This window comes from Anaerobutyricum hallii DSM 3353 (assembly GCF_000173975.1).
GTDB lineage: Bacteria > Bacillota > Clostridia > Lachnospirales > Lachnospiraceae > Anaerobutyricum > Anaerobutyricum hallii.
Genome location: NZ_ACEP01000084.1, coordinates 1 through 21468, shown reverse-complemented (window position 1 = coordinate 21468; position 21468 = coordinate 1). Strand labels below are relative to the sequence as shown.

Below are 21468 nucleotides of genomic sequence, written 5' to 3'. Positions count from 1 at the left end.
GCATACACAGCTATAAATAATTATCCTCTTTTAAAATAATTTATTTTATATTTCTGGCCATCACTTTCGATTATAATTGCTCCACCCCACAGTGTTCCATAAATATCCGCTCCATTTTTCTGAAGTTTCTTTATTGTCTCCTTATGCGGATGTCCATATAGATTATTCTTTCCGGCAGATATAATCGCCTTTTGCGGCTGGAATTCTTCCAAGAAACTTTTTGTTGTAGAATTTTTAGAGCCATGATGTGCCACTTTTAAAATATTTACACTCGGCATGCTTTCTTCTCCTCTGTCTGGCTCTAATAGAGATTCCTGTTCTCCATTTAAATCTCCTGTAAATAACATGGTAAATTTATCATAAGTAAGATACAATACCAGAGAACCACTATTGGTATCTTCTGCCTCCCATCCCTTTTGGGGATGCAGACAGCGCAGATGAATTGTACCAAAATTCAGTTGATCTGCTCTGCTTATTTTTAAGAAGGAATATCCTTTTTTCTTCCCAGCCTTTCGTATAGTGTTACTGCTATTCATAGCTTTTGTATCTGGCAAAACGATATGCTTTATTGGATAATTCTGCTCAAACAACTCTCTTATTCCAGAAATATGATCTTCATCTGTATGAGTTATTATAACATAGTCTAAATGGTCTGTCCCATAGTATTTAAGTGCCGGTACCAGCGTATACTCCGCAATATTTTTCTTAGAAGTACTGCCACCATCAATCAACATACTTTCTCCTGTTGGCATTTTTATGAAAATACATTCTCCCTGTCCCACGTCAAGCATTGTGATCTTAAGAGCTGGTACAGTGAAAAAACATCTTCCTGCTATCAGGAAAAGACAAAAAATCACACTGAAACCCTTCTGACGATAATACCATAAAAAGAAAAAACTAATCTCAATGAAATACAAAAACAGAATTTCCCACCAGGGAGGGCATCCTGTTACAATCACAGCCCCTGGAATCTGCTTCACCAATCGAAAAATCATCTCAAAAGTCCGCAGCAATACTACCGCAGGAATGCATCCTAAAAAAGCCGACACATAGCTAAAAAAGCCAAGCAGCCCTCCTAAAACTGCGCTAATCAATAGCGGACTCATTGCCGGAATAACAAACATATTCAGCAAAATACTATAAGGACTCCACTGATAAAAAAAGCGTAGTAACAAAGGAGTTATACTCATAGAAATGACGATATTTGCAAAAAAGGCCTGCCGGATTATTTTCCTTCTGGGACTCTCTGTAGGAAATTCCCCTGCTACAAGTCTGTTTTGGCTGCGCTTTTCCCAAAGTTCTTTTGCAATAGGCAAAATTATCCCGATAGAAAATATGGATGCAAAAGAAATCACACATCCGCTTTCTAAAAGTCTCCAGGGGTGTTCCAGCAACATTAGTATTCCCGCCAGGCTCATTGAAGAAATCATATCATATTCTGCACCAAAATATTGTGCCAGCAAAAAGCAAAAAAACATGACTGCAGCTCGGAAAACGGAATTGCCAAATCCCGTCATAACCGCATAAAAAAACAAAATCCCACTTCCAACCATGCAGGAAAATGCATAACTGCGGCCCTTTTTTCTAAGAAACCGAAACAACATTCCCCCAACGATAGAAACGTGAAGACCGGAAACAGCTAAGAGATGCGCCATGCCATTTTCTTCATACAAATGTTTCTGTTCCTTTGAAAGATCTGTCTTATCCCCAAGAAATATCGCTTTTAACAATGCATATTCTGTATCAGATAGGATATGTCTGTATATCGCATCTATCTTTTCTCTGACGTTCCCTGCTATTCGATGCAAAGACAACGGGCTTTCTCTCTTTCTTGTAAGATTTTCTCCAAAAAACTGATAACGGATACCTACAGAATAATAATATATTTTTGTATTAAATTCTCCTGGATTTATCTGTTCTTCTATTGCTTTTAACTTTCCTGTACAAGTAATAAAATCTCCTGGGTAAATCTTTCCTTTTGATACGGGAATCTTTACAAGGCGACATTTTCCCGGCAGTTTTTTTGTTTGTCTCAAATTGCTTTTTATACTACTTATACTACATTTTTTCAAATTCTTTTTTATTTTGTCTTTTAAATAGCTTTCATTTACTACAAAAGAATTCTCCCTCACTGTAATCTGGTACTCCCCTTCAGCATTCTGTCTGACATATTCCACCTGCCCAATCAGAGTGCCGGTCAATGTTTTTTTAGAAAGTATCCGGTCAATCTCATTAAAATAGCTGGCTCTAAAAAACGCAATACCTCCCATAAGAAAAAAGAACCAGCACAACACTTCATATATGAAGAAAAGGCTCTGTTCCCTTCTGACTTTTCGATAAAATATAAAACAAAATATCATAAAAATCAAAAGAAACAAAGCCATCACAAAAAAACCGATTCTGTCTAAAAAAATGGCTGCTGCCTCTCCAAGCACGAGTCCTATAAAAAACAGAAATAATGGTCTTCTCACTTATTCTCCTTTATTCAGTTATTTACACAAAGAAAAATCACTTGTCAGTAATGCATCAAAATTCTCAAACTCATTTAATTTGCTTATCTTTTTTCCATCAATCGTAAACTGTACCTGATATGCAGTATCTAAATCTGTAAGACTGTTTACCATCGCATAAACGGTGACCTTTTCCTTTACATTCACTGCTGCCTTTTCCACCTCACTACTCAAGTCGACATAGCAGATGTTATTAAGAATTTGCGTCTGATTCACATAAAAATCTGATGGAAGCGGGCTCTTTAAATTCTTTTTTGAAGCAGGCGGATTCTTTAAAGCAAGCAAAACCTGGGTCTCTAACGGAACATTATCTGTTACTGTAAGTTCTGTTAAATACGGAATCAACTTGTCTCCTGTTTCATTCGTATAATACATCTTTACTTTCTTTTTAGCGGAATAAATATCTGCCTGACCATCATCAGTCAAAATTGTAGAGGCCTCCATCAGCCCCACAGGCATTTTGTCATTGTCTAAAAGACTCGAACCATTCACAGAAAACAGTACCCCATCAATGCCTTGAATCTGAAGCAGCGACTTTACAACCGATGTTCTAAGCAGCACTTCCTGCGTATGGGACAGTTGAATGTAACCAGCTCCAAAATCAATCGTTGCCTTTCCTCTGCTGACACTAACATCATTAATAACAACTCCGTCAAAAATAGATGCCTTATACTTATTGGTATTATTATTCTCTGTATCAGAAAGTTTATAGAGTACTTCATTCGCCATTTCTTTCAGATCATCCGAATGCTGCAGCTTGCATGAAACCTTCTTAAAGCCATCTTCCTGTGCATTTAGGTAGTATAAATTTATCGTATTGTTCTTTTTCCTGTCTGTCTCTTCTTTCGTAACCTGTTCCTGATTCTCTGTTTTTTCCTGCTTTTCCTGCGCAGACTTTGTACTTTTATCACAGCCACATAAAACAGTAAGGCTTAGCAGACTTACAAGAAAGATAACATAAGGTATTCTCTTTTTCATAGCATCTGCCTCCTAACTAATGTAATTCAGAGGAATACGGATAATAAAGGTGGCTCCTTCTCCCTCTTTACTGTGAACACGAATCGAACCTTTATGCATTAGCACAACATTCCTTGTGATAGCCAATCCAAGACCAGTTCCTCCGGTCTCTCTTGAACGCGCCTTATCCACACGATAGAAACGCTCAAAAATCTGTTCCTGGCAATCCTCTGGTATTCCGCATCCAGTATCCTTTACACGAATATAGAAAAACTTGTGGTCTGCATTCAAAGATACATCTACCTTACCGTCATCATGATTATACTTCACTGCATTCTCAATCAGGTTGTTACAGGCAAGAGAAAGCTTTACTTCATCTACTTCTGCTACAACTTCTCTCATCGTTTCCAAACGAATCTTAATACCTCTCTTCTCTGCGATTGGAGAAATCCTCTTCAATAATACTTCTAACAAGTCATTGATTTTTACAGAAGTAATATTTAAATCTGCCTGTGTCTTGTCCATCTTCACTAAAGTGAGCAAATCCGTAATAATCTGATTCTCACGATCAATTTCATGGACAATATCATTCATAAACTCTTCATAAAGCTCAACAGGGACATCCGGCTGCATAAGCAGGGAGTCTGCCAGAATCTTCATGGAAGTAATCGGCGTCTTTAACTCATGAGATACATTAGAGACGAATTCCTGTCTTGTATTCTCTAACTCTTTATAACGATTGATAATCTTGTTAAAAGAGGAAGATAAATTATAAAATTCTCTGAAATTCTCCTGTCCAAGCCCCTCCTCCTGATGTCCTGCCGCAATAATATCAAGCTCATTCTGCATTCTTCTGAAATTATTGCGGATAAGTAAGGCAACAAGCACACTAAATATCAACGTTATAATAAAAAATATACCGACAAGATTATCTCTCTGATCATAAAGATATTCGGACATCTCATTACAGTTTTGTAACGAAACCATCGCAATGATCAGTCCTCTTACATCAGACTTATCATTATTTTTATCTTGAATAGGTGTAATAACCTGAAGATATTGCTTTCCTATATAACGATAAGCAACCTCTTCTCCCTTCATCGCATGAATTGTCTCTTTTGTCACAAGATACTTCCCACAATTTCGGTTATATGTATCTGCAAGTATCTTAAAACGACTGTCTACAAGCAAAATACGACCCTCTAAATTATTGGCAAGCTGTTCTACTTCAAAGACATTTTCACCTGCTTCATCCGAAAGGCTGCTCATATTATAGTTGCGAAATCCGTTCATTACTATTTGATCAGAAAGTACGGCACATTGTTTTTGTGTGTACCGCACTCTTTGATCAATCGCTTTTTTTTCATAATAATTGATCTGACTGGAAACTCCCACCACCAAAAAAACATTAATCAGAAGGAACGTAAATACACCAACTACCTGATATAATGAAATGTAATGGGAAATTCCTTTTATATTAATCTTGGAAATAGTATCCTACCCCCCACTTTGTATGAATATAAAGAGGCTCACCTGGATTCTTTTCAATTTTTTCACGAAGTCTCCGGATATGTACATCTACTGTACGAACATCTCCTGGATAATCATATCCCCATACAATATTGAGCAGATTTTCTCTGCTGTATACTTTATTTGGATGGAAAGAAAGAAGCTCAAGCAAATCATATTCCTTAGCCGTAAGTTTTACTTCCTTATCTTCTACAAATACTCTTCTGCTGTCACAGTCTATCTTAAGCCCATTCTTCTCAAATATTTTTTTCTTCTCATCTTCTGTCGCTCTCTTAGAACTTCTGCGCATGATGGCCTTGATTCTGGCTTTTACTTCTAAAATATTAAATGGCTTTGTAATATAGTCATCTGCACCATACTCTAATCCGAGAATCTTATCCATGTCATCACCCTTTGCCGTGAGCATGATGATTGGCATATTGGAAAACTCCCGAATCCTCTGACAAACTTCAAAACCATCCATCTTTGGAAGCATTACGTCAAGCAGAACAATATCATATTCTGTCTTTTTGGCCATTTCAAGGGCTTCTTCCCCATCATAAGCACAGTCAACTTCCATATCATCCTGTACAAGAGAAAACTTAATTCCCTTTACAATCAGACGTTCATCATCGACAACCAGCACTTTTTTTCCCATAACACACCTCAGTTAACTGTAATTAAATCTTTTATTCGATTAAAAATGCCATCACCTATCCCTGCGGCATCTTTAATTCCTTCTATGGAAGTAAAGGAACCCTTTTCTTCCCGGCATGCAATAACCGCATCTGCTCTTGACTCTCCAATACCTGGCAGGGTCATTAGTTCCTCTTTTGATGCCGTATTGATATTTACCGTATCTTCTTTCTGGGAAGCTGACAAATCTTTTCCTAAAGACTGCTCTTCATTGAGCGCTTCCTTCGCCTCATCTTTAGAAGGGATGTACACTTGCATTCCATCCTGAAGAACTTCTGCCAAATTCCATGCTGTCTGATTCGCTTTCTCTGAAAAACCTCCGGCGGCATCAATCGCCTCCTGCGTTCTTGCACCGAAATGTAAACGATATACCCCTGGCTTCTTCACACATCCACAAACGTGAACATAAATTTCTGTCTCTCTTGCCTGCTCTGTGTCCTCTTTCTGATCCGCCTTTATCACTACAGTAGAATCTGTACTTTCTTCCTCTCTTACCGGAACAGAAAAAGAACATCCTGCCAAAATAATCATTACGATTCCAAGTGCTACGCTAATCAACCTTCTCATTACACACTGTCTCAAACCAGGTACTCTCCTCCTTATCGAAACAGTTTCGGAATAACTTTATACTCCGCAGAAAATGTTGCCTTTGCATATAGTCCATAGTCTTATTAATAATACCGAATATCTAAAAAAAACACAAGAGGGTAAGACGATTTTCTTTTACCCTCTGGCTTTGAAAATAAATATACCTGCAAGAAATAATCCAGTTCCTAACAATTTCATCCAGTCAAGCCCTGTTTTTTCCACTCCAAAAATACCAAACACTTCAATAAGGTAGGCTACAATAAGCTGCGCTGCTACAATTAGCATAACTGCCTTTGCCGGTCCAAGTGTGGACATCCCTGCAATTACAGTAAAGGTAATAAATGCCCCAATAACTCCGCCTAGTAAATAATATTTAGGTTCCACTGCGAAAATCTCCATCGGAGGATGTTTTTTTCTTTCTTTAAAAAACCAGATAACAAGGCAAAGAAGAAATCCTGTAAACTGCACAAAAGAATTGGTCAGCCATGTTCCTGTCTGTTTCGTCACCTCTGTATTAAAAACCCCCTGAATGCTCATCAGGGCACCGGAAACTAATGCTACAATAAATCCAAACATAAAAAACCTCCATACGCTTCTCTTTATTCTAATTTTTAATGTACTTCTAAAATCTTCTCACAAAATTAAGTACAAAAGATTTCGAGGCTGCATTCTGTTAATATAGAGATTAGTATGGAGGTTCTTTTTATTTTTATACTGTTTTTATCGTATTTACTATATGAAACCAATCACTTCCAAACAAGCCATCAAACCACAGTAAAATATACTTAATGGCTCATCCTTATATTCTGCTTTCTGCCATATAATTTTTCAGACATTTACAAGTATGGCTGCATAATTTTACTGAAGTCCGTTCTCTTTCATTGCCTCTGTAAGGATAGCAATCATTTCATCCACATCTTTCTTCTCAATAACAAGTGGTGGAACAAAACGAATGATATTGGCTCCTGCTGAAATGATAACAAGACCTTTTTTCAGTGCTGTAACAATCAGATCACCAACTGGTCCTTCAAATTCAAGTCCCTGCATTAAGCCAACGCCACGATGGTCTTTTACTGTGGCAAACTGATTCTTTACTTCCTCAAGCTTTTCGTATAAGTATGTACCCACTTCATTCACATGAGCCACAATATCTTTTTCCTCAAACTGACGGAACACTTCACATACGGCTGCTGTTGCAAATGGGTTACCACCGTAAGTTGTTCCATGATCCCCTGGAACTAATGCGTGAGAAGCCTTTTCATTTGTCACAAATGCGCCAACTGGAACACCACAGCCAAGTGCCTTTGCTAATGCCATTACATCTGGTTTTACTCCGTAAAGATCATGTGCATATAAAGATCCGCATCTTCCCATACCACACTGTACTTCGTCAAAGATGAGCAGGATATCTTTCTCATCACAAAGCTTTCTAAGTCCTTCTAAGAACTCTTTCTTTGCCGGATAGATTCCGCCCTCACCCTGTACAACTTCGCAGATAATACCACAGGTCTTGTCTGTGATTTTAGATTTTACATCTTCAAGATCATTAAAATCTGCAAATACGGCACGCATCTCTACTGGAACAAAACCATCTTGATAGTGTGCATTACCAGTCACAGATAACGCTCCCTGACTTCTTCCGTGGAAAGAATGGTTCATGGCGATAAATTCATAATCTTTTGAAGAATCCTTTAAGTAAGCATATTTTCTTGCTACTTTTAATGCTCCTTCAATCGCCTCTGTTCCACTGTTTGTAAAGAATACTTTTGACATTCCAGAAGTCTTTACGATTTTCTCTGCCGCATCAATCGCTGGCTGATTATAATACAGATTGGAAGTATGTAAAATCTTATCAATCTGATTTTTTAACGCATCATTATACTCTTTATTATTATACCCTAATGCAAATACGGCGATACCTGCTGCAAAGTCAAGGTATCTTTTTCCATCCATGTCATAAAGGCTGACTCCGTCACCTTTTTCAAATACGACTGGATAACGATTATAAGTCTTTAAAATATAATCTTCTCCCTTTTGCATGTATTCCTGCATTTTTGTCATTTTTCTTCACTCCTTGCTTCGTTAACTACAAACTTCAACTTTCAAGAATGTCCGGCATTCTTGCTGCTATATATGCTATCTGAGTTTTTCAGTGCTTGATTTTGTGAGAAAATTTTCGTCAGTTGTTCATAAATTTCTGAGGTGTACGCGGAACGTACGTTGATGAAATTCAGGTGAAACTGGTGGAAAATTGACCACAAAAGTGAGTGCTGAAAAACTCAGATAGTACAGTACCTAAAAAAGAGGTTCTTTTAAAATAGCGGTACCAATACCCTTTTCTGTAAAGAACTCCAGAAGCAGACAGTGTGCTACACGACCATCTAAAATATGTACTCTGGAAACGCCCTGTTCAATCGCATCAATACAGTTATTCAGTTTTGGAAGCATTCCGCCACCAACAACACCGTTTTCGATAAATTCTTTTGCTGTCTTAATATCCATCTCGGAAATTAATGTCTTTTTGTTAGCAGGGTCAATAAATACTCCTTCGATATCTGTAAGGAATACAAGCTTTTCTGCATCCATTGCCTTTGCAACACCACAGGCAGCATCATCTGCGTTGATGTTATAAGCATTGAATTCATCATCAAGACCGATCGGAGCGATTACAGGAATAAAGTCGTTGTCCATTAATGTATTTAACAGGTCTATATTAACAGAAGCAACTTCTCCTACAAATCCAATATCTTTTCCATCTGGCATCTTTTTATTGACACGAATCATGTTTCCGTCTTTACCACAAAGACCTACAGCATTGACACCCATCTTCTGCATCAGGCCGACAAGCTCTTTGTTTACTTTATTTAAAACCATCTCTGCAATGTTCATTGTCTCTTTATCTGTCACACGCAGACCGTTATAAAATTCTGGTTCTTTTCCACTTAATTTTACCCATTTGCTGATTTCTTTTCCTCCACCGTGAACGATAATCGGACGCATACCAACCAGCTTCAGTAATGCTACGTCTTTAATAACGTTCATCTTTAACTGGGCATCGAGCATGGCACTTCCACCATACTTTACAATGATGGTTGCCCCGTTAAAACGGCGGATATATGGTAACGCTTCAATCAGCGTATTGGCTTTTGTCATTATTTCATCTACATTCTTGTTAATTTCCATTTCTGCCATATTTATAATTATCTCCTTTATTGTCTTATGTCTTCTGGAAATCTTTTTGACCCTATTCTTGTAAGAAGACTTTTTGTCATCCAAATTTTTAGTTGCACGCGATACATACATTAACAAAATTCAGGAGCAAGTGACAAAAAAATCAGCCACAAAAGTAAGGAGGATAAAGATTTTGAAAATATAGTTTTCTTTATGAACTATGAACGATAGTCCGCGTTAATCGTTACATATTCGTAAGTAAGGTCACAGCCCCATGCAGTTGCCTTTTCTTCACCAGCATGAATATCAAGAATTGCCTTTACTGGATTTGCGGAAAGAATCTGTGTTGCCTTTTCCTCGCTGTAATCCGTTGCAATACCATCTTTTACAATTGCAAGGCTTCCCTCTTCACTTTCTAATACAATATCTACTTTTTCCGGATCAAATGTTACTCCGCTGTATCCCATCGCACAAAGGATTCTTCCCCAGTTGGCATCCTTTCCAAATACGGCTGCCTTTGTTAAAGTAGAACATACAACAGACTTACTGATAATCTTTGCATCTTCCTTTGTAGCTGCTCCATTACAGGTAACTTCAAAAAGACGAGTACATCCCTCACCATCTCCTGCAATCTGTTTTGCCAGATATTCCATAACGTAAGCGAGGGCTGCCTTAAATTCCTTACCGTCCTCATCCTCTTCTGTAATAACAGGGTTTTCTGCCAGACCGTTACAAAGAACAAGACAGGTGTCATTGGTAGAAGTATCTCCATCTACAGAAATCATATTAAAGGTATCTTCTACGATTTCACTTAAGAACTGCTGTAAAAGCTTCTGGTCAATTGCCGCATCACTTGTAATAAAGGAAAGCATTGTTCCCATATTTGGATGAATCATACCGGCACCTTTACACATACCACCGATTGTTACTGTTTTGCCACCTAAAGTACATTCTACAGCAATTTCTTTTTTATGAGTATCTGTTGTCATGATGGCTGTTGCTGCATTCTCACCCGCTTCTTTTCCTGAATCAAGTTCTGGAACTAACATCTCAATTCCCTTTTCCACAACATCCATTACAAGCTGTGCTCCGATTACTCCGGTAGAAGCAACAAGTACATGTTCTGGAGCAATACTAAGAAGTTCTCCTGCCTTTTCTGCCTCTTTTTTACAATTAGAAAGACCTTCTTCTCCTGTACAGGCATTAGCGATGCCACTGTTTACAACAACTGCCTGTGCCTTTCCTTCTTTATATACAACATCTTTATCCCAGAAAACCGGTGCTGCTTTTACAACATTCTTTGTAAATGTTCCGGCACATACAGCTTCCTTTTCAGAACAAATCATTGCCATATCTTTATTAGTCTTTCCTGCCTTGATTCCGGCGCGAAGACCTGCTGCTTTATAGCCTTTTGCGGCGGTAACGCCACCTTCGATTACTTTCATAAACAAACCTCCTGATTCAGAATACTTCTACTTTTCTTTATACGATTCTACTTTACAATTCCTACCTGCATTTTGATGGTAAATCACATAATACTTATATTATATAAATATTATTTATGGGAACACAGGAGGCATTAATAATCCTTCTGTCTCTGGTAAACCAAATAATAAGTTCATATTCTGTACAGCCTGTCCTGCTGCACCTTTTACAAGGTTATCCATCGCACCCATCATAATAACACGGTGAGTTCTCTCGTCTACCTTTACATTAACATCAACATAGTTGCTGCCCTCTACCCAGCGGGTTTCAGGGCATACACCTGCATTTAAAAAACGAACAAACTGTTCCTCTTTATAAGCATCCTCATAAATTTTACGGATTTCTTCTTCTGTAACATCTTTTACAAGATTGGCGTAAGCAGTTACTAAAATACCTCTGTTCATAGGAACAAGATGCGGTGTAAAGTTAATAACCGCTTCCTGACCAGATGCATAGGATAACTGTTCCTCAATCTCTGGAGTGTGACGGTGAGTTGCTACGCCGTATGCCTTAATACTTTCATTTACCTCACAGTAAAGGTTTGCAACCTTTGCTCCTCTTCCGGCTCCGGAAGTACCTGACTTCGCATCTACGATAACAGACTTCATATCAATAAGTCCTGCTTTTGCTAATGGATAAATAGACAGAAAAGAACAAGTTGGATAACATCCAGGGTTTGCAATCAGGCGCGCCTTCTTAATCTTCTCTCTGTTCACCTCACAAAGTCCGTAAACAGCTTCTTTAATAAACTGTGGGCTTTGGTGCTTGATTCCGTACCACTTCTCATATGTATCTACATCTTTAATACGGAAGTCTGCGCTTAAATCAATAACCTTTACCTTAGATAATACATTCTCGCTAACTAAGGAAGAACAAAGTCCCTGTGGAGTTGCTGTAAATATCACATCAACTTCCTCACAAAGCTGTTCTAAATCTTCTCCCTTGCAAATGTCCGGCACAAGCTGGAACATATTCTGAAATACACTCGCATATGCCTGATCTATGTAACTTCTTGAACCATACCACTTAATCTCTACATCTTTATGTCCAAGTAAAATGCGGACAAGTTCCTGTCCCGCATACCCTGTAGAACCGATAATACCTGCTCTTATCATTTCTCTCATCCTTTCTGTGCTCATCTCTTATTTTCTATATAAATAGGGATATAATTTCAATTTTCTATTATCCCACAAACCTTTCCAGAAAACAAGAGTTATAATTTTTCACATATTTATTCGAAATTATTCATAATTATACAATCAAACTGCGATTTATGCAAGTATTAATTAATATTTATTAATAATATTTTAAAAAAACTCTTGCAATTCCCTGTAGAATGACGTATAGTATATGAGACAAATGACGAAAAATTTAGGAGGATATATAGAATGAGTAAAGAAAAAGTAGTTTTAGCCTATTCAGGTGGTCTTGACACTACCGCAATCATCCCTTGGTTAAAAGAAACATATGATTTTGACGTAGTATGCTGCTGCGTTGACTGTGGACAGGGCGAGGAGCTTGATGGATTAGAAGAACGTGCCCTCTACTCCGGTGCTTCTAAATTATATATTGAAGATATCACCGATGATTTCTGTGAGAACTACATCATGCCATGTGTACAGGCAGATGCTGTATATGAGAACAAATACCTTCTTGGAACTTCCATGGCTCGTCCGGGAATCGCTGCCAAGTTAGTAGAAGTTGCCCGTAAAGAGAACGCTGTTGCTATCTGCCACGGTGCTACTGGTAAAGGTAACGACCAGATTCGTTTCGAACTTGGTATCAAAGCTTTAGCTCCTGACTTAAAGATCATCGCTCCATGGCGTGATGACAAATGGCAGATGGATTCTCGTGAAGCAGAGATTGAATACTGTAAAGCACATGATATTCACCTTCCATTCTCTGTAGATAACAGCTACAGCCGCGACCGTAACTTATGGCATATCAGCCACGAAGGTCTTGAACTTGAAGATCCTGCATGTGAGCCAAACTACGACCATTTATTAGTATTAGGTGTTTCTCCTGAGAAAGCTCCAGATGAACCAGAATACCTTACAATGACATTTGAAGCTGGTGTTCCTAAGACAATCAACGGCGAAGAGATGAAGGTTGCTGACATTATCCGTAAGTTAAATGAATTAGGCGGCAAACATGGTATCGGTATCGTTGATATCGTTGAGAACCGTGTTGTAGGTATGAAGTCCCGTGGTGTTTATGAGACTCCAGGCGGAACAATCCTTATGGAAGCTCACAGACAGTTAGAGGAACTCGTACTCGACCGTGACACTATGGCAGTAAAGAAAGATATGGGTAACAAGCTTGCTCAGGTTGTATACGAAGGAAAATGGTTCACACCACTTCGCGAGGCAATCCAGGCATTCGTAGAGTCCACACAGAAATATGTAACCGGTGAAGTTAAGTTCAAACTTTACAAAGGTAACATCATCAAAGCCGGAACAACTTCTCCATATAGTCTTTACAGTGAGACACTTGCTTCCTTTACAACTGGTGACCAGTATGACCACCATGATGCGGAAGGATTCATCACTTTATTTGGACTTCCATTAAAAGTTCGTGCAATGAGAATGCAGGAATTAGAGAAAAACCACAGTAAATAATAAATTCTGAGTTGCCGCAGGCAGGAGACGCCCACTGAAAGGGATTGCCTAAGACAGACGAACCGTGGAAAAGGCCACTATAGAAAATGGACAAATAGTCGCGGACGCACAAAATGCTCAGCCGCATTTTTGCTGCTCCGATAGTCCATTTTCTATAGTGGCCTTTTTCACGGGTCTGTTTTCTGGCTAACTTTTTCAGTGGGCGTCTACCTTGCCTGCGGCAAACCAGAATTTTTGCAAAACCATTGACTTTTCTGTTAAATTATGTATATTATATAAGTGAAGAATCTTTCAACATATATCAGAATGGAGGTAGCGCATATGCCAGATTCTACGATGTTACAATCAGAAGATTTGCAGGAACGCTACGAAAGATATAAAGCTAAGATAAAGAACTTTACGATAATGAATGATATCTTCATGCGGAATGTATTGAAGAAAAAGGAATGTACAGAATACATCTTACAGGTTATTATGGAAGATAAAGGGATTACGGTTATAGACCAGGCTTTACAGAAGGATTATAAAAACTTGCAGGGGCGTTCTGCCACTTTAGACTGTGTGGCAAAGGCTGCCAGCAACAGACAGTTTAATGTGGAGATTCAGGGTGATAATGAAGGGGCTTCCCCTAAGAGGGCTCGATACCACTGCGGTTTATTGGATATGAATATCCTGAATCCCGGAGAATCTTTTGATGCTCTTCCGGACACCTATGTCATATTTATTACCAGAAATGATATATTAGGCTTTCATTTACCAATCTATCATATTGATAAAGAAGTCATCGAAACCAAAGAGCCATTCGATGACGGACAACATATCATCTACGTGAACGCAAGCAGAAGAGATTCTACAGAATTGGGGCACCTGATGCATGATCTGCACTGTAAAGATGCCAGTGAAATGTATAGCGATATCCTGTCTACAAGAGTACGGGAATTAAAAGAATCTGAGAAGGGAGTGGAGGAAATGTGTAAAGAATTAGAAGAAATTTATAATGAAGGGGAACAATCCGGTGTACAAAAAGGTATACAAAAGGGTGAATTAAAAAAAGCAAGAGAGACTGTCTTTGCCCTTCTTGAAATGGGTATGCCTTTAGAACAGATTACAAAAGCAGTAAAAATCCCACTGACAACTGTTCAAAGCTGGATTGCGGAAACAAAATTCTAATTTGCCAGTGCAACTGACGGGGAGATAAACAGACGCCCCAGCCATAGCACAGCCCATCGAAAGCAGAGAATCTATAAAATTGTGACTTGGAGCAAGCTCTTAATACGAGCACGGTAAGCGAGTATTAAGAGTGCAGGGATACGGAACAACTTTATAGATTCTCTGCTTTCGATGGGCGTCTATCTTGCCTGCGGCAAAATAGAATTTATTTTTTTATCTTGATTTTTACGCTCTGTTTTTTGCCACTTCCATCCGTTGCCATAGCGGTAATCTTAACACTTTTGCCCTTGGCGGTTTTCTTCGTTTTCACAATTCCCTTGGCATTTACTGTGGCATACTTTGTATTGCTAGATGTCCAGCGAAGCTTTGTATTCGCCTTCTTGGTGGCGGTGACTTTGGCTTTTAATTTTAGTTTTTTGCCTGCCTTTACGGATTTGCTTCCTGTAATCTTGACTTTCTTTACGATTCCTTTCATCGATGTGATCTGCCAGGAGGCGGACTTTCTGCTGCCATCAGTTGCGGTTGCTGTAATGGTTACCTTTTTACCGCCTGTGTTTTTCTTTAAGGTAACTACGCCGCCCTGTGTTACGGTGGCAACCTTTGTATTACTGGATTTCCATGTTAGCTTCTTGTTGGAGGCATTGGCTGGTAAAACGGTTGGTTTTAGTGTGACTTTTTTACCTGAAGCAATCTGTTTGGAGATGGCGGAGAGGGTAATCTTCTGTATTTTTTTGTTGCTGGTACCTGGCTTAACAACTGCTGTCTTTTTTTGTTTGATTACGAAATTGCACAATTGGACACCCTCATAATCTCCGATTCCTGCAATCCATATATTTCCCTTTCCCGGTTTGATATTATTATTATATTCTAATTCATAATCCGTATCAGCCTTTAACAAGAGACCTTTATATCTCACTTCCACTGCCGGTCTTATCTCTTGCCCTGTTTCTGTATGCTCTTTTTTGTAAGAGACACTGGCTTCCCCGATATCCTTTTTCTTTGCAACAGAATAAATAACTTTAAACACATTGGTTTCACCTAATATTTGTTTGATATTGGTTTCTACTGGTGTATAACCGGCGATTTCCGGAATGGATAACGTGATAGTTTCGCCGGTAGTGCCGCTTCCTGTCACATTTTCATGTATCTTCTCTCCACATGTATCCTGATAGAGAACAGTGTACTCGCATTGTTCCGATCGAACCTGTACTGTTGTTTTTGTCTTAACACCATTATAATATAAAACAACTTCGTTCCTGCCAATTTGCTTTGCGGTAAAATCTCCGGTAAATCCTTCTTTGATGTCCTTTGTTGTTCCATCCACATAGGTTACTGTTAATTCTAAGCCGGTAAGATCAATTGGTTCTGACATAGCATATTCTGTCTTATCCATATTTTTCTTTACAGATATAGCTGTCACCGTCTTTTCTCTTCCAGTGAATGTATTTCCGTTTTGTTCTGCATAATTATGTGCCTGTGAGTCAGCAGCTGCTTCTATAGATATATTATCTCCAAAGGCATTTTCATTAATAGTATTTACAGTATCCGGAACATTGATTATACTTAAATCTTCGCAACCAGCAAATACATTTGTTTCAATTGTTTTTAATCCATTTTCTAAAAATACCTGTTTTAATGCAGTACAGTCCTGGAACGCTCCCTCTTTAATCGTAGTTACTGTATCTGGAATAGTAACCGCAAACGCTTCTGTTTTATTATCAAATAAGTCTGTATTGACAGCCTCTACCTCGTATCCATCCACTTCTGATGGAATATCCAGACAATAACTATCTTCATTCTCCATTGCCATAACATTTAGTGCAAATGGAGAACTTACTCTTGCACTTCTACCTGTACCTGGATTCACTTTAGTGATTGTTGCTTTATCTCCAGACAATGTATATGAATACGAAGCATTTGCATTTTGCAGACAGGACTGGATGTAGTTCTTATATGTCAGTTTCGATTCATATTTCTTAATATCCTTTTTTAATTTCTTATAATAAGAATCAGAGCCAGAATAATCCTCCATATATCCCGGTGTTTGGAGCATACACGAAAGATACAGTTCAAACGCATCCTGATAATTGTTTTTGAGTGTTGCCGTATTATATACATTGTTAGCTATATTCAATCGCTGATTGCTTACTGCAAGCTTCAACCAGCTCTGATCAAGTAATGCATACTGTACTTTCAGATAATCCTGTACATCAATCACTCCAGCTTTTTTAAGAATAAAATTCAAGCCAGTATAAATAAGATCAACTACCGCAACCGTTACCGATGCTGTCGTTCCTGCTCCTGTTACCTTCGCTGTAATCCATCCGATAGCATCGGTGATTCCACTGGTATCAAGCATTTCTAATGCAAAATTTACTGCATCCTGTCTTTTTATTTTTTCGTAATTAATCTTTAATCCCTGATAAACAGTGCTATCCTTATCCACCAGTGACATATAATGTTTTTGTGTATCTTCTGTTGTGATACGAAGAATCTCTATTGATACAGCAACCTGATAAGCTGAAATTGCTTTTCCAGACGTTTTAAATACTGAGGATACTTTTTTCATTACCTCTGATGATTTTAATATCTTTTTTAAATCCTGCTCTACTTTCAGATCATCACCATAGGAAAAAATAGCATTAATCGCTTTGGCAAATTCTTCAATGTCCTCATCTTCAGCAACCCATTTCAGCGTATCCCCGACTTTACCAGAACCCTTTTTTAACAGGCTCACAACCTTTTTGCTCTTGCTCAGAGAATCGGTTGCCTCATCATATACATTGGCACAATAATCTGAATATTCTTTTGCATGATTGACATAATCTAATGCCAGTGCAGACTGCACTTTTTCTGCCTGAATATTTTTATTGAAAGCCTTACTAACAAGAGATTCTCCGATTCTCTTTAACTGACCTGATATCCCATCGCTCATAACTGTTCTCGCTGCAATTGATATATCGTCCCATTTACAGTTTCTACTTACATCTGACATATCCGTCCATAACGTTTCAAACATTTTATTGTATGTTGTATTATTCAGATATTTGCAATATTCTGGCGTAAAAAGCATATCTTCTGTTACTTTCGTTGGTGTAGTGGTAGTCTCTCCTTCTGGCTTTCCCGGATTCACAGGATTATCACTGCCGCTCTCCCCGGACTTCATCACATCCGAGCATACCGTTCCGGCGTAGGAATAGAGATTGGAAGATGAGAGATTCAAATGCAAAGCGGGCCGCACACCGCCAATATAATAGCTGACATAATTGCCATACCTGTAGACCCAGCCATCATTACTCACTTCGGCCGCATTATAGCTATAGTAGCCCGGCGAGCGGAGCCACCACACAATCTTATCCCTTATATCTTCTCAGGTCACTCCGTGCCCAGACAGTTATCATCCTGTTTACTTCGTAAGCCTGTGTCGATATCTGTTCATATTGTTTCGGTAAAATACACTGATTTTCTCTTGCATAATAAAGAAGATTACTATATAGTAAAGTAAATTTATGGAATTAAAGGATGATTGATTACAGATTTTCATGACTGGAAAGGCGATCTGGAACTTTTAAATTTTAAATATTATAATGATAGGCATTGCAGAAAATATTCCTGCCAAAGAAGAAAGCTATGAATTACATCGCCTGTTAGCAACTATTTTGTCATCGAATTTAGAAGCGAACGAGAAACTGGATATAATGGAAAGGGAATACCATATCCTCCTGGAAGATGATATAAGAGAGGAAGTGGAAGAAATGTGCAACTTAAGTCAGGGCATTAAAGAAAAAGCATATCAAGGTGGTTATGAATTAGGACATGAAAGTGGCTATGCAGAAATCATTTTTAAAATGTATGAATCAGGTCTGCCAATAGAACATCTGCTATTACAAAATTGAGTGAAGATAAGATAAAACAACTATTAAAAGGTGTTTCTGAGAATGTCTGATTAAGGTAAAATCACAAAATCAAAGTTCTGTGCTATGGATTTAACAGACCAAAAAATCTTTTACAATAAATTTCAGCTATGCTCCAGCCATAGCACAGCCCACTGAAAATTTAGACAAAAAACAAAACCGTGAAAAGTCCGGCTTAGTTAACCGCTTTCAGCGGGCATCTGTCCAGACCATCTGTTTTCCTCGTCAACTCCGTTGACAATGCAATTTATAAATTATTTTTCTTAATATAGATGTCTATATATTTCATGGCGTCTCTTCCATGATCTGCTGTCAAGAATTCCATTCCCTGTGAGCGAACATATTTATAGAACTTAATTAAAAGCTCTTCATTGATCGTAATGTTATTCAGCCCATAACACATAACTACATCTAACTCTTTTTTCTCTATTGCTTCCATAATACGGCGGAAACTTGGTCTGTCCGTATTCTCTGAATCATATTGTCCAAAATCTGTATAATGAAGGAACTCACAGTTCTCTTTTCCATAGATTTCTTCTGCTACTTCATGGCATTTTTCATAGGATTCTACCATCTCTTGGATAAAATGTCTGTAACACAGTTTACAGGCTCCTCTATAATACTGATAATGATAAATACCTATTCTCTTTTTCATTTTCATTCCACCCCGTCCATTTATAATAAAAAATATAATTATTATTTATTATAAAACAGCAGGTAATCTAATATAGATACAGATTCACACAAAATCTGGGAAATATGTGGAGTGAGATAAAGTAACAGACAAAGCCCAAGAATTATGTTAACAAAAATATTTTATTTCACCAAAACGGTTAATCCATTCGTTTATGATATCATCACTGTTTGCAGCTATCATCCGCATTAATTTTTTTAATATTCTTTCAGGAATCTGTGAATTATTATTAGAAAGAATTACATTCCCAGTGCTGGTAATCCAAATTTTTGTTGCAGTGGATTTAGCTCGCCCTTCAGATATATGGACATGAATAGGTTCTAACGGATCACCTTCATTAGACCAAAAATAAATACTGTATGGTCCAATTCTAAGAAGTTGCGGCATTTAAAACGCCCCCTTCTTGCGAAAACTCTATAATAAGATGAGCATTTTTACGAATCAACTGTTTAAAATAGGATATTTCTGTATCACTATATCCTTCAATATTTTCCCATTTATAGGCTGGCAACCAACATGTTGCATTATGGAATCCACCTACTTCATCTGGAGTTTCAATATACACTTTTACACTACCATCTGCCTTCATCTCAGAATGAGTGATTTCCGTATCATCATTCAGCGTCATAAAAGGATACATCATAAATATCCCTCCCTTCTATCTGTTATATTTATTGTAATATAAGTAATAATACATTGCAACAACTCAAATCTAAATCCCGATTGAACAACATCGCGACGTGATGGCTTAGGAAAGCTATGGCACAACGATGTTGCTCAATCAGATTTTTTGCTATTGTTTTCTTCTTCCCATTCTTCCTTCCTCATTTTTGACTGTATAATTGCCACACCAACTACTATGATAAATCCAATAATTATTTCCAGACCTATTGCAATACTTTCTCCAATGCTCATACCTTGAAATATATTCATTCTTTCCTTTGATACTATTGGAAATATCACCCACAAGAATCCTACAGCCACTTCGATTCCCTGTATTCATTTATTTGAATTACGCAATTTTCTTTCTGGCATTTTTTCATCAAGATAACACATACAGAAAAAACTACTGCTGCCAAGATCCAGTAAATTATATTTATTCTATTAATAGAAGGCCATTTTTCAGATAATTGAAATGGCAGCATGAGCAATTCCAAGCTCACAAATTCGAGAATATAGATTACTATCTGTACTCCATAAAGCTGTTTTTCATCAAGGGAAGCAAGTAACATTTTTTCTGTTTCTTTTTTATATTCTTTTTCCTGTATTTTTTCTCCCGCAAAGAATTCGCCAATACTTATATTCAATTCTTTGCAAAGAGATTCTATAATTCCTACATCTGGTATAGATCGTCCATTTTCCCACTTTGAAACCGCCCGGTCTGTTACTCCTAATTTTTCTGCCAGTTCTTTTTGTGTCAAATTTAGATCCTTTCGATTTTGTGCTATGAACCTTCCTACTTTTATTGGCTCAACCATATTTTCACGCTCCCATAAAATAATAATCTTTATTTCCAAATTTCTCCTTAGAAATCATGTTTTTGATATAGATATCCTAACATATTTATGGTAAAAATCAGAATTTAAAAAGCGCCTCCCTTATGACATCATCCATCCAAATACACAATGGAGTGGCAAAAAACCATATGATAAGAAACGGAATACAAATCTGTCCCCGATAATTAAAAGGGACCTTTGAGTAATCCCATACATTAAGCTTCAAATAAATATTCACAATAACTCCAGTCAAATATTCATAAGAAATGATAATAAGACTCCCCAATATCATCTGAAAAAGAAAAGAGGGATGCCATTTTTTCCCTTCATTTAACAAACCAATAGTATAAAAAGACAGACCTCCGCAAATAATCATAGATACATGAGAATATCCCCGATATAAAATCTCAAAATTAAAATATGCCATTCCTCCAAAACTAATAAGAAATAATGGCTGCGCTATTTTTGTTATTACAAAATCTTTCATTCTCCGCCGCTCCTAAAACACAATATTTATTGTGGATAGTATTTGACTACGGAGTTTTTTCTATACTTTTATTATTTTACTTTTTTAAATTTCACTGGTCGACATTTTTTTGCATAATAATCATCTTTCTCTGCCTGCTTTTTACTAATTCTTTTTTTAGAAATGACTCATTT

At 37.6% G+C, this 21468-nt stretch carries 20 protein-coding genes; 3 read left to right on the top strand and 17 right to left on the bottom strand.

Going from position 1 to position 21468, the window contains the following annotated elements:
• Window positions 1-20 precede the first annotated feature (20 nt).
• From EUBHAL_RS08140 to argC, 10 genes are all read right to left on the bottom strand, one after another.
• On the bottom strand, window positions 21-2471 hold the full coding sequence (locus EUBHAL_RS08140) for a DNA internalization-related competence protein ComEC/Rec2 (protein WP_005347769.1): 2451 nt from the start codon (window positions 2469-2471) through the stop codon (window positions 21-23).
• Window positions 2472-2489: 18 nt separating this feature from the next.
• A complete protein-coding gene (locus EUBHAL_RS08135) occupies window positions 2490-3488 on the bottom strand; it encodes a GerMN domain-containing protein (protein WP_005347767.1) in 999 nt (332 codons plus the stop codon).
• A gap of 12 nt (window positions 3489-3500) precedes the next feature.
• Window positions 3501-4865, bottom strand: coding sequence for a sensor histidine kinase (locus EUBHAL_RS08130; RefSeq protein ID WP_005347764.1), 1365 nt, complete (start codon window positions 4863-4865; stop codon window positions 3501-3503).
• 79 nt (window positions 4866-4944) lie between these two features.
• Window positions 4945-5634, bottom strand: coding sequence for a response regulator transcription factor (locus tag EUBHAL_RS08125; RefSeq protein WP_005347762.1), 690 nt, complete (start codon window positions 5632-5634; stop codon window positions 4945-4947).
• Window positions 5635-5642: 8 nt separating this feature from the next.
• Window positions 5643-6254: a helix-hairpin-helix domain-containing protein gene (locus EUBHAL_RS08120; protein ID WP_022169340.1), complete on the bottom strand. Its 612-nt coding sequence runs from the start codon at window positions 6252-6254 to the stop codon at window positions 5643-5645.
• Between the two features lie 141 nt (window positions 6255-6395).
• Complete coding sequence (locus tag EUBHAL_RS08115; RefSeq protein WP_005347757.1) at window positions 6396-6836, bottom strand: DMT family transporter; 441 nt, start codon at window positions 6834-6836, stop codon at window positions 6396-6398.
• 282 nt (window positions 6837-7118) lie between these two features.
• Window positions 7119-8321 carry an aspartate aminotransferase family protein gene (locus tag EUBHAL_RS08110; RefSeq protein WP_005347756.1) on the bottom strand — a complete coding sequence of 401 codons (1203 nt, stop codon included), beginning with the start codon at window positions 8319-8321 and terminating at the stop codon, window positions 7119-7121.
• A 234-nt stretch (window positions 8322-8555) separates the two neighbouring features.
• A complete protein-coding gene (argB, locus tag EUBHAL_RS08105; protein WP_242648766.1) occupies window positions 8556-9452 on the bottom strand; it encodes an acetylglutamate kinase in 897 nt (298 codons plus the stop codon).
• 197 nt (window positions 9453-9649) lie between these two features.
• On the bottom strand, window positions 9650-10876 hold the full coding sequence (gene argJ, locus EUBHAL_RS08100) for a bifunctional ornithine acetyltransferase/N-acetylglutamate synthase (protein WP_005347754.1): 1227 nt from the start codon (window positions 10874-10876) through the stop codon (window positions 9650-9652).
• A gap of 114 nt (window positions 10877-10990) precedes the next feature.
• On the bottom strand, window positions 10991-12031 hold the full coding sequence (gene argC, locus EUBHAL_RS08095; protein WP_044922665.1) for an N-acetyl-gamma-glutamyl-phosphate reductase: 1041 nt from the start codon (window positions 12029-12031) through the stop codon (window positions 10991-10993).
• A 273-nt stretch (window positions 12032-12304) separates the two neighbouring features.
• On the opposite strand from argC, the gene EUBHAL_RS08090 reads away from it, so the two are divergent.
• Together EUBHAL_RS08090 and EUBHAL_RS08085 are read left to right on the top strand one after the other, a co-directional pair.
• Window positions 12305-13534: an argininosuccinate synthase gene (locus EUBHAL_RS08090; protein WP_005347751.1), complete on the top strand. Its 1230-nt coding sequence runs from the start codon at window positions 12305-12307 to the stop codon at window positions 13532-13534.
• Window positions 13535-13855: 321 nt separating this feature from the next.
• Complete coding sequence (locus tag EUBHAL_RS08085) at window positions 13856-14704, top strand: PD-(D/E)XK nuclease family transposase (protein WP_044922648.1); 849 nt, start codon at window positions 13856-13858, stop codon at window positions 14702-14704.
• A gap of 205 nt (window positions 14705-14909) precedes the next feature.
• Here the strand turns inward: EUBHAL_RS08085 and EUBHAL_RS14835 are convergent, their stop codons facing one another.
• Entirely contained in the window at window positions 14910-18053 is a 3144-nt protein-coding gene (locus EUBHAL_RS14835; protein WP_135960921.1) for a leucine-rich repeat protein, read from the bottom strand.
• Between the two features lie 238 nt (window positions 18054-18291).
• Between EUBHAL_RS14835 and EUBHAL_RS14830 the strand changes: the two genes are divergently transcribed.
• On the top strand, window positions 18292-18600 hold the full coding sequence (locus EUBHAL_RS14830) for a hypothetical protein (RefSeq protein ID WP_005347747.1): 309 nt from the start codon (window positions 18292-18294) through the stop codon (window positions 18598-18600).
• Between the two features lie 265 nt (window positions 18601-18865).
• Here EUBHAL_RS14830 and EUBHAL_RS08070 read toward each other — a convergent pair whose 3' ends face one another.
• From EUBHAL_RS08070 to EUBHAL_RS08045, 6 genes are all read right to left on the bottom strand, one after another.
• Window positions 18866-19273 (bottom strand): recombinase family protein, encoded by a 408-nt coding sequence (locus EUBHAL_RS08070; protein ID WP_044922645.1) that lies wholly within the window; start codon window positions 19271-19273, stop codon window positions 18866-18868.
• 147 nt (window positions 19274-19420) lie between these two features.
• The gene (locus EUBHAL_RS08065; protein WP_005347744.1) at window positions 19421-19699 is read right to left on the bottom strand and encodes a DUF4160 domain-containing protein; all 279 of its coding nucleotides are present in this window, start codon (window positions 19697-19699) and stop codon (window positions 19421-19423) included.
• A complete protein-coding gene (locus EUBHAL_RS08060) occupies window positions 19683-19955 on the bottom strand; it encodes a hypothetical protein (protein ID WP_005347742.1) in 273 nt (90 codons plus the stop codon). Before EUBHAL_RS08060 ends, EUBHAL_RS08065 begins: the two co-directional genes overlap by 17 nt.
• A gap of 134 nt (window positions 19956-20089) precedes the next feature.
• Window positions 20090-20227, bottom strand: a complete 138-nt coding sequence (locus tag EUBHAL_RS15915; protein ID WP_167534396.1) for a hypothetical protein — start codon at window positions 20225-20227, stop codon at window positions 20090-20092.
• Between the two features lie 59 nt (window positions 20228-20286).
• Entirely contained in the window at window positions 20287-20829 is a 543-nt protein-coding gene (locus tag EUBHAL_RS14825) for a helix-turn-helix domain-containing protein (protein ID WP_005347738.1), read from the bottom strand.
• A 58-nt stretch (window positions 20830-20887) separates the two neighbouring features.
• Window positions 20888-21295, bottom strand: coding sequence for a putative ABC transporter permease (locus tag EUBHAL_RS08045; protein WP_005347736.1), 408 nt, complete (start codon window positions 21293-21295; stop codon window positions 20888-20890).
• Between the last annotated feature and the right edge of the window lie 173 nt (window positions 21296-21468).

Bases quoted from the DNA above. Each gene is read 5' to 3' on its own strand.
- argC (WP_044922665.1), bottom strand. From the start codon at position 12,031: ATGATAAGAGCAGGTATTATCGGTTCTACAGGGTATGCGGGACAGGAA.
- EUBHAL_RS08115 (WP_005347757.1), bottom strand. From the start codon at position 6,836: ATGTTTGGATTTATTGTAGCATTAGTTTCCGGTGCCCTGATGAGCATT.
- argB (WP_242648766.1), bottom strand. From the start codon at position 9,452: ATGGCAGAAATGGAAATTAACAAGAATGTAGATGAAATAATGACAAAA.
- EUBHAL_RS14830 (WP_005347747.1), top strand. From the start codon at position 18,292: ATGATAGGCATTGCAGAAAATATTCCTGCCAAAGAAGAAAGCTATGAA.
- EUBHAL_RS08085 (WP_044922648.1), top strand. From the start codon at position 13,856: ATGCCAGATTCTACGATGTTACAATCAGAAGATTTGCAGGAACGCTAC.
- EUBHAL_RS08070 (WP_044922645.1), bottom strand. From the start codon at position 19,273: ATGAAAAAGAGAATAGGTATTTATCATTATCAGTATTATAGAGGAGCC.
- argJ (WP_005347754.1), bottom strand. From the start codon at position 10,876: ATGAAAGTAATCGAAGGTGGCGTTACCGCCGCAAAAGGCTATAAAGCA.
- EUBHAL_RS08065 (WP_005347744.1), bottom strand. From the start codon at position 19,699: ATGCCGCAACTTCTTAGAATTGGACCATACAGTATTTATTTTTGGTCT.
- EUBHAL_RS15915 (WP_167534396.1), bottom strand. From the start codon at position 20,227: ATGAGCATTGGAGAAAGTATTGCAATAGGTCTGGAAATAATTATTGGA.
- EUBHAL_RS08135 (WP_005347767.1), bottom strand. From the start codon at position 3,488: ATGAAAAAGAGAATACCTTATGTTATCTTTCTTGTAAGTCTGCTAAGC.
- EUBHAL_RS08060 (WP_005347742.1), bottom strand. From the start codon at position 19,955: ATGATGTATCCTTTTATGACGCTGAATGATGATACGGAAATCACTCAT.
- EUBHAL_RS08125 (WP_005347762.1), bottom strand. From the start codon at position 5,634: ATGGGAAAAAAAGTGCTGGTTGTCGATGATGAACGTCTGATTGTAAAG.
- EUBHAL_RS08090 (WP_005347751.1), top strand. From the start codon at position 12,305: ATGAGTAAAGAAAAAGTAGTTTTAGCCTATTCAGGTGGTCTTGACACT.
- EUBHAL_RS08045 (WP_005347736.1), bottom strand. From the start codon at position 21,295: ATGAAAGATTTTGTAATAACAAAAATAGCGCAGCCATTATTTCTTATT.
- EUBHAL_RS08110 (WP_005347756.1), bottom strand. From the start codon at position 8,321: ATGACAAAAATGCAGGAATACATGCAAAAGGGAGAAGATTATATTTTA.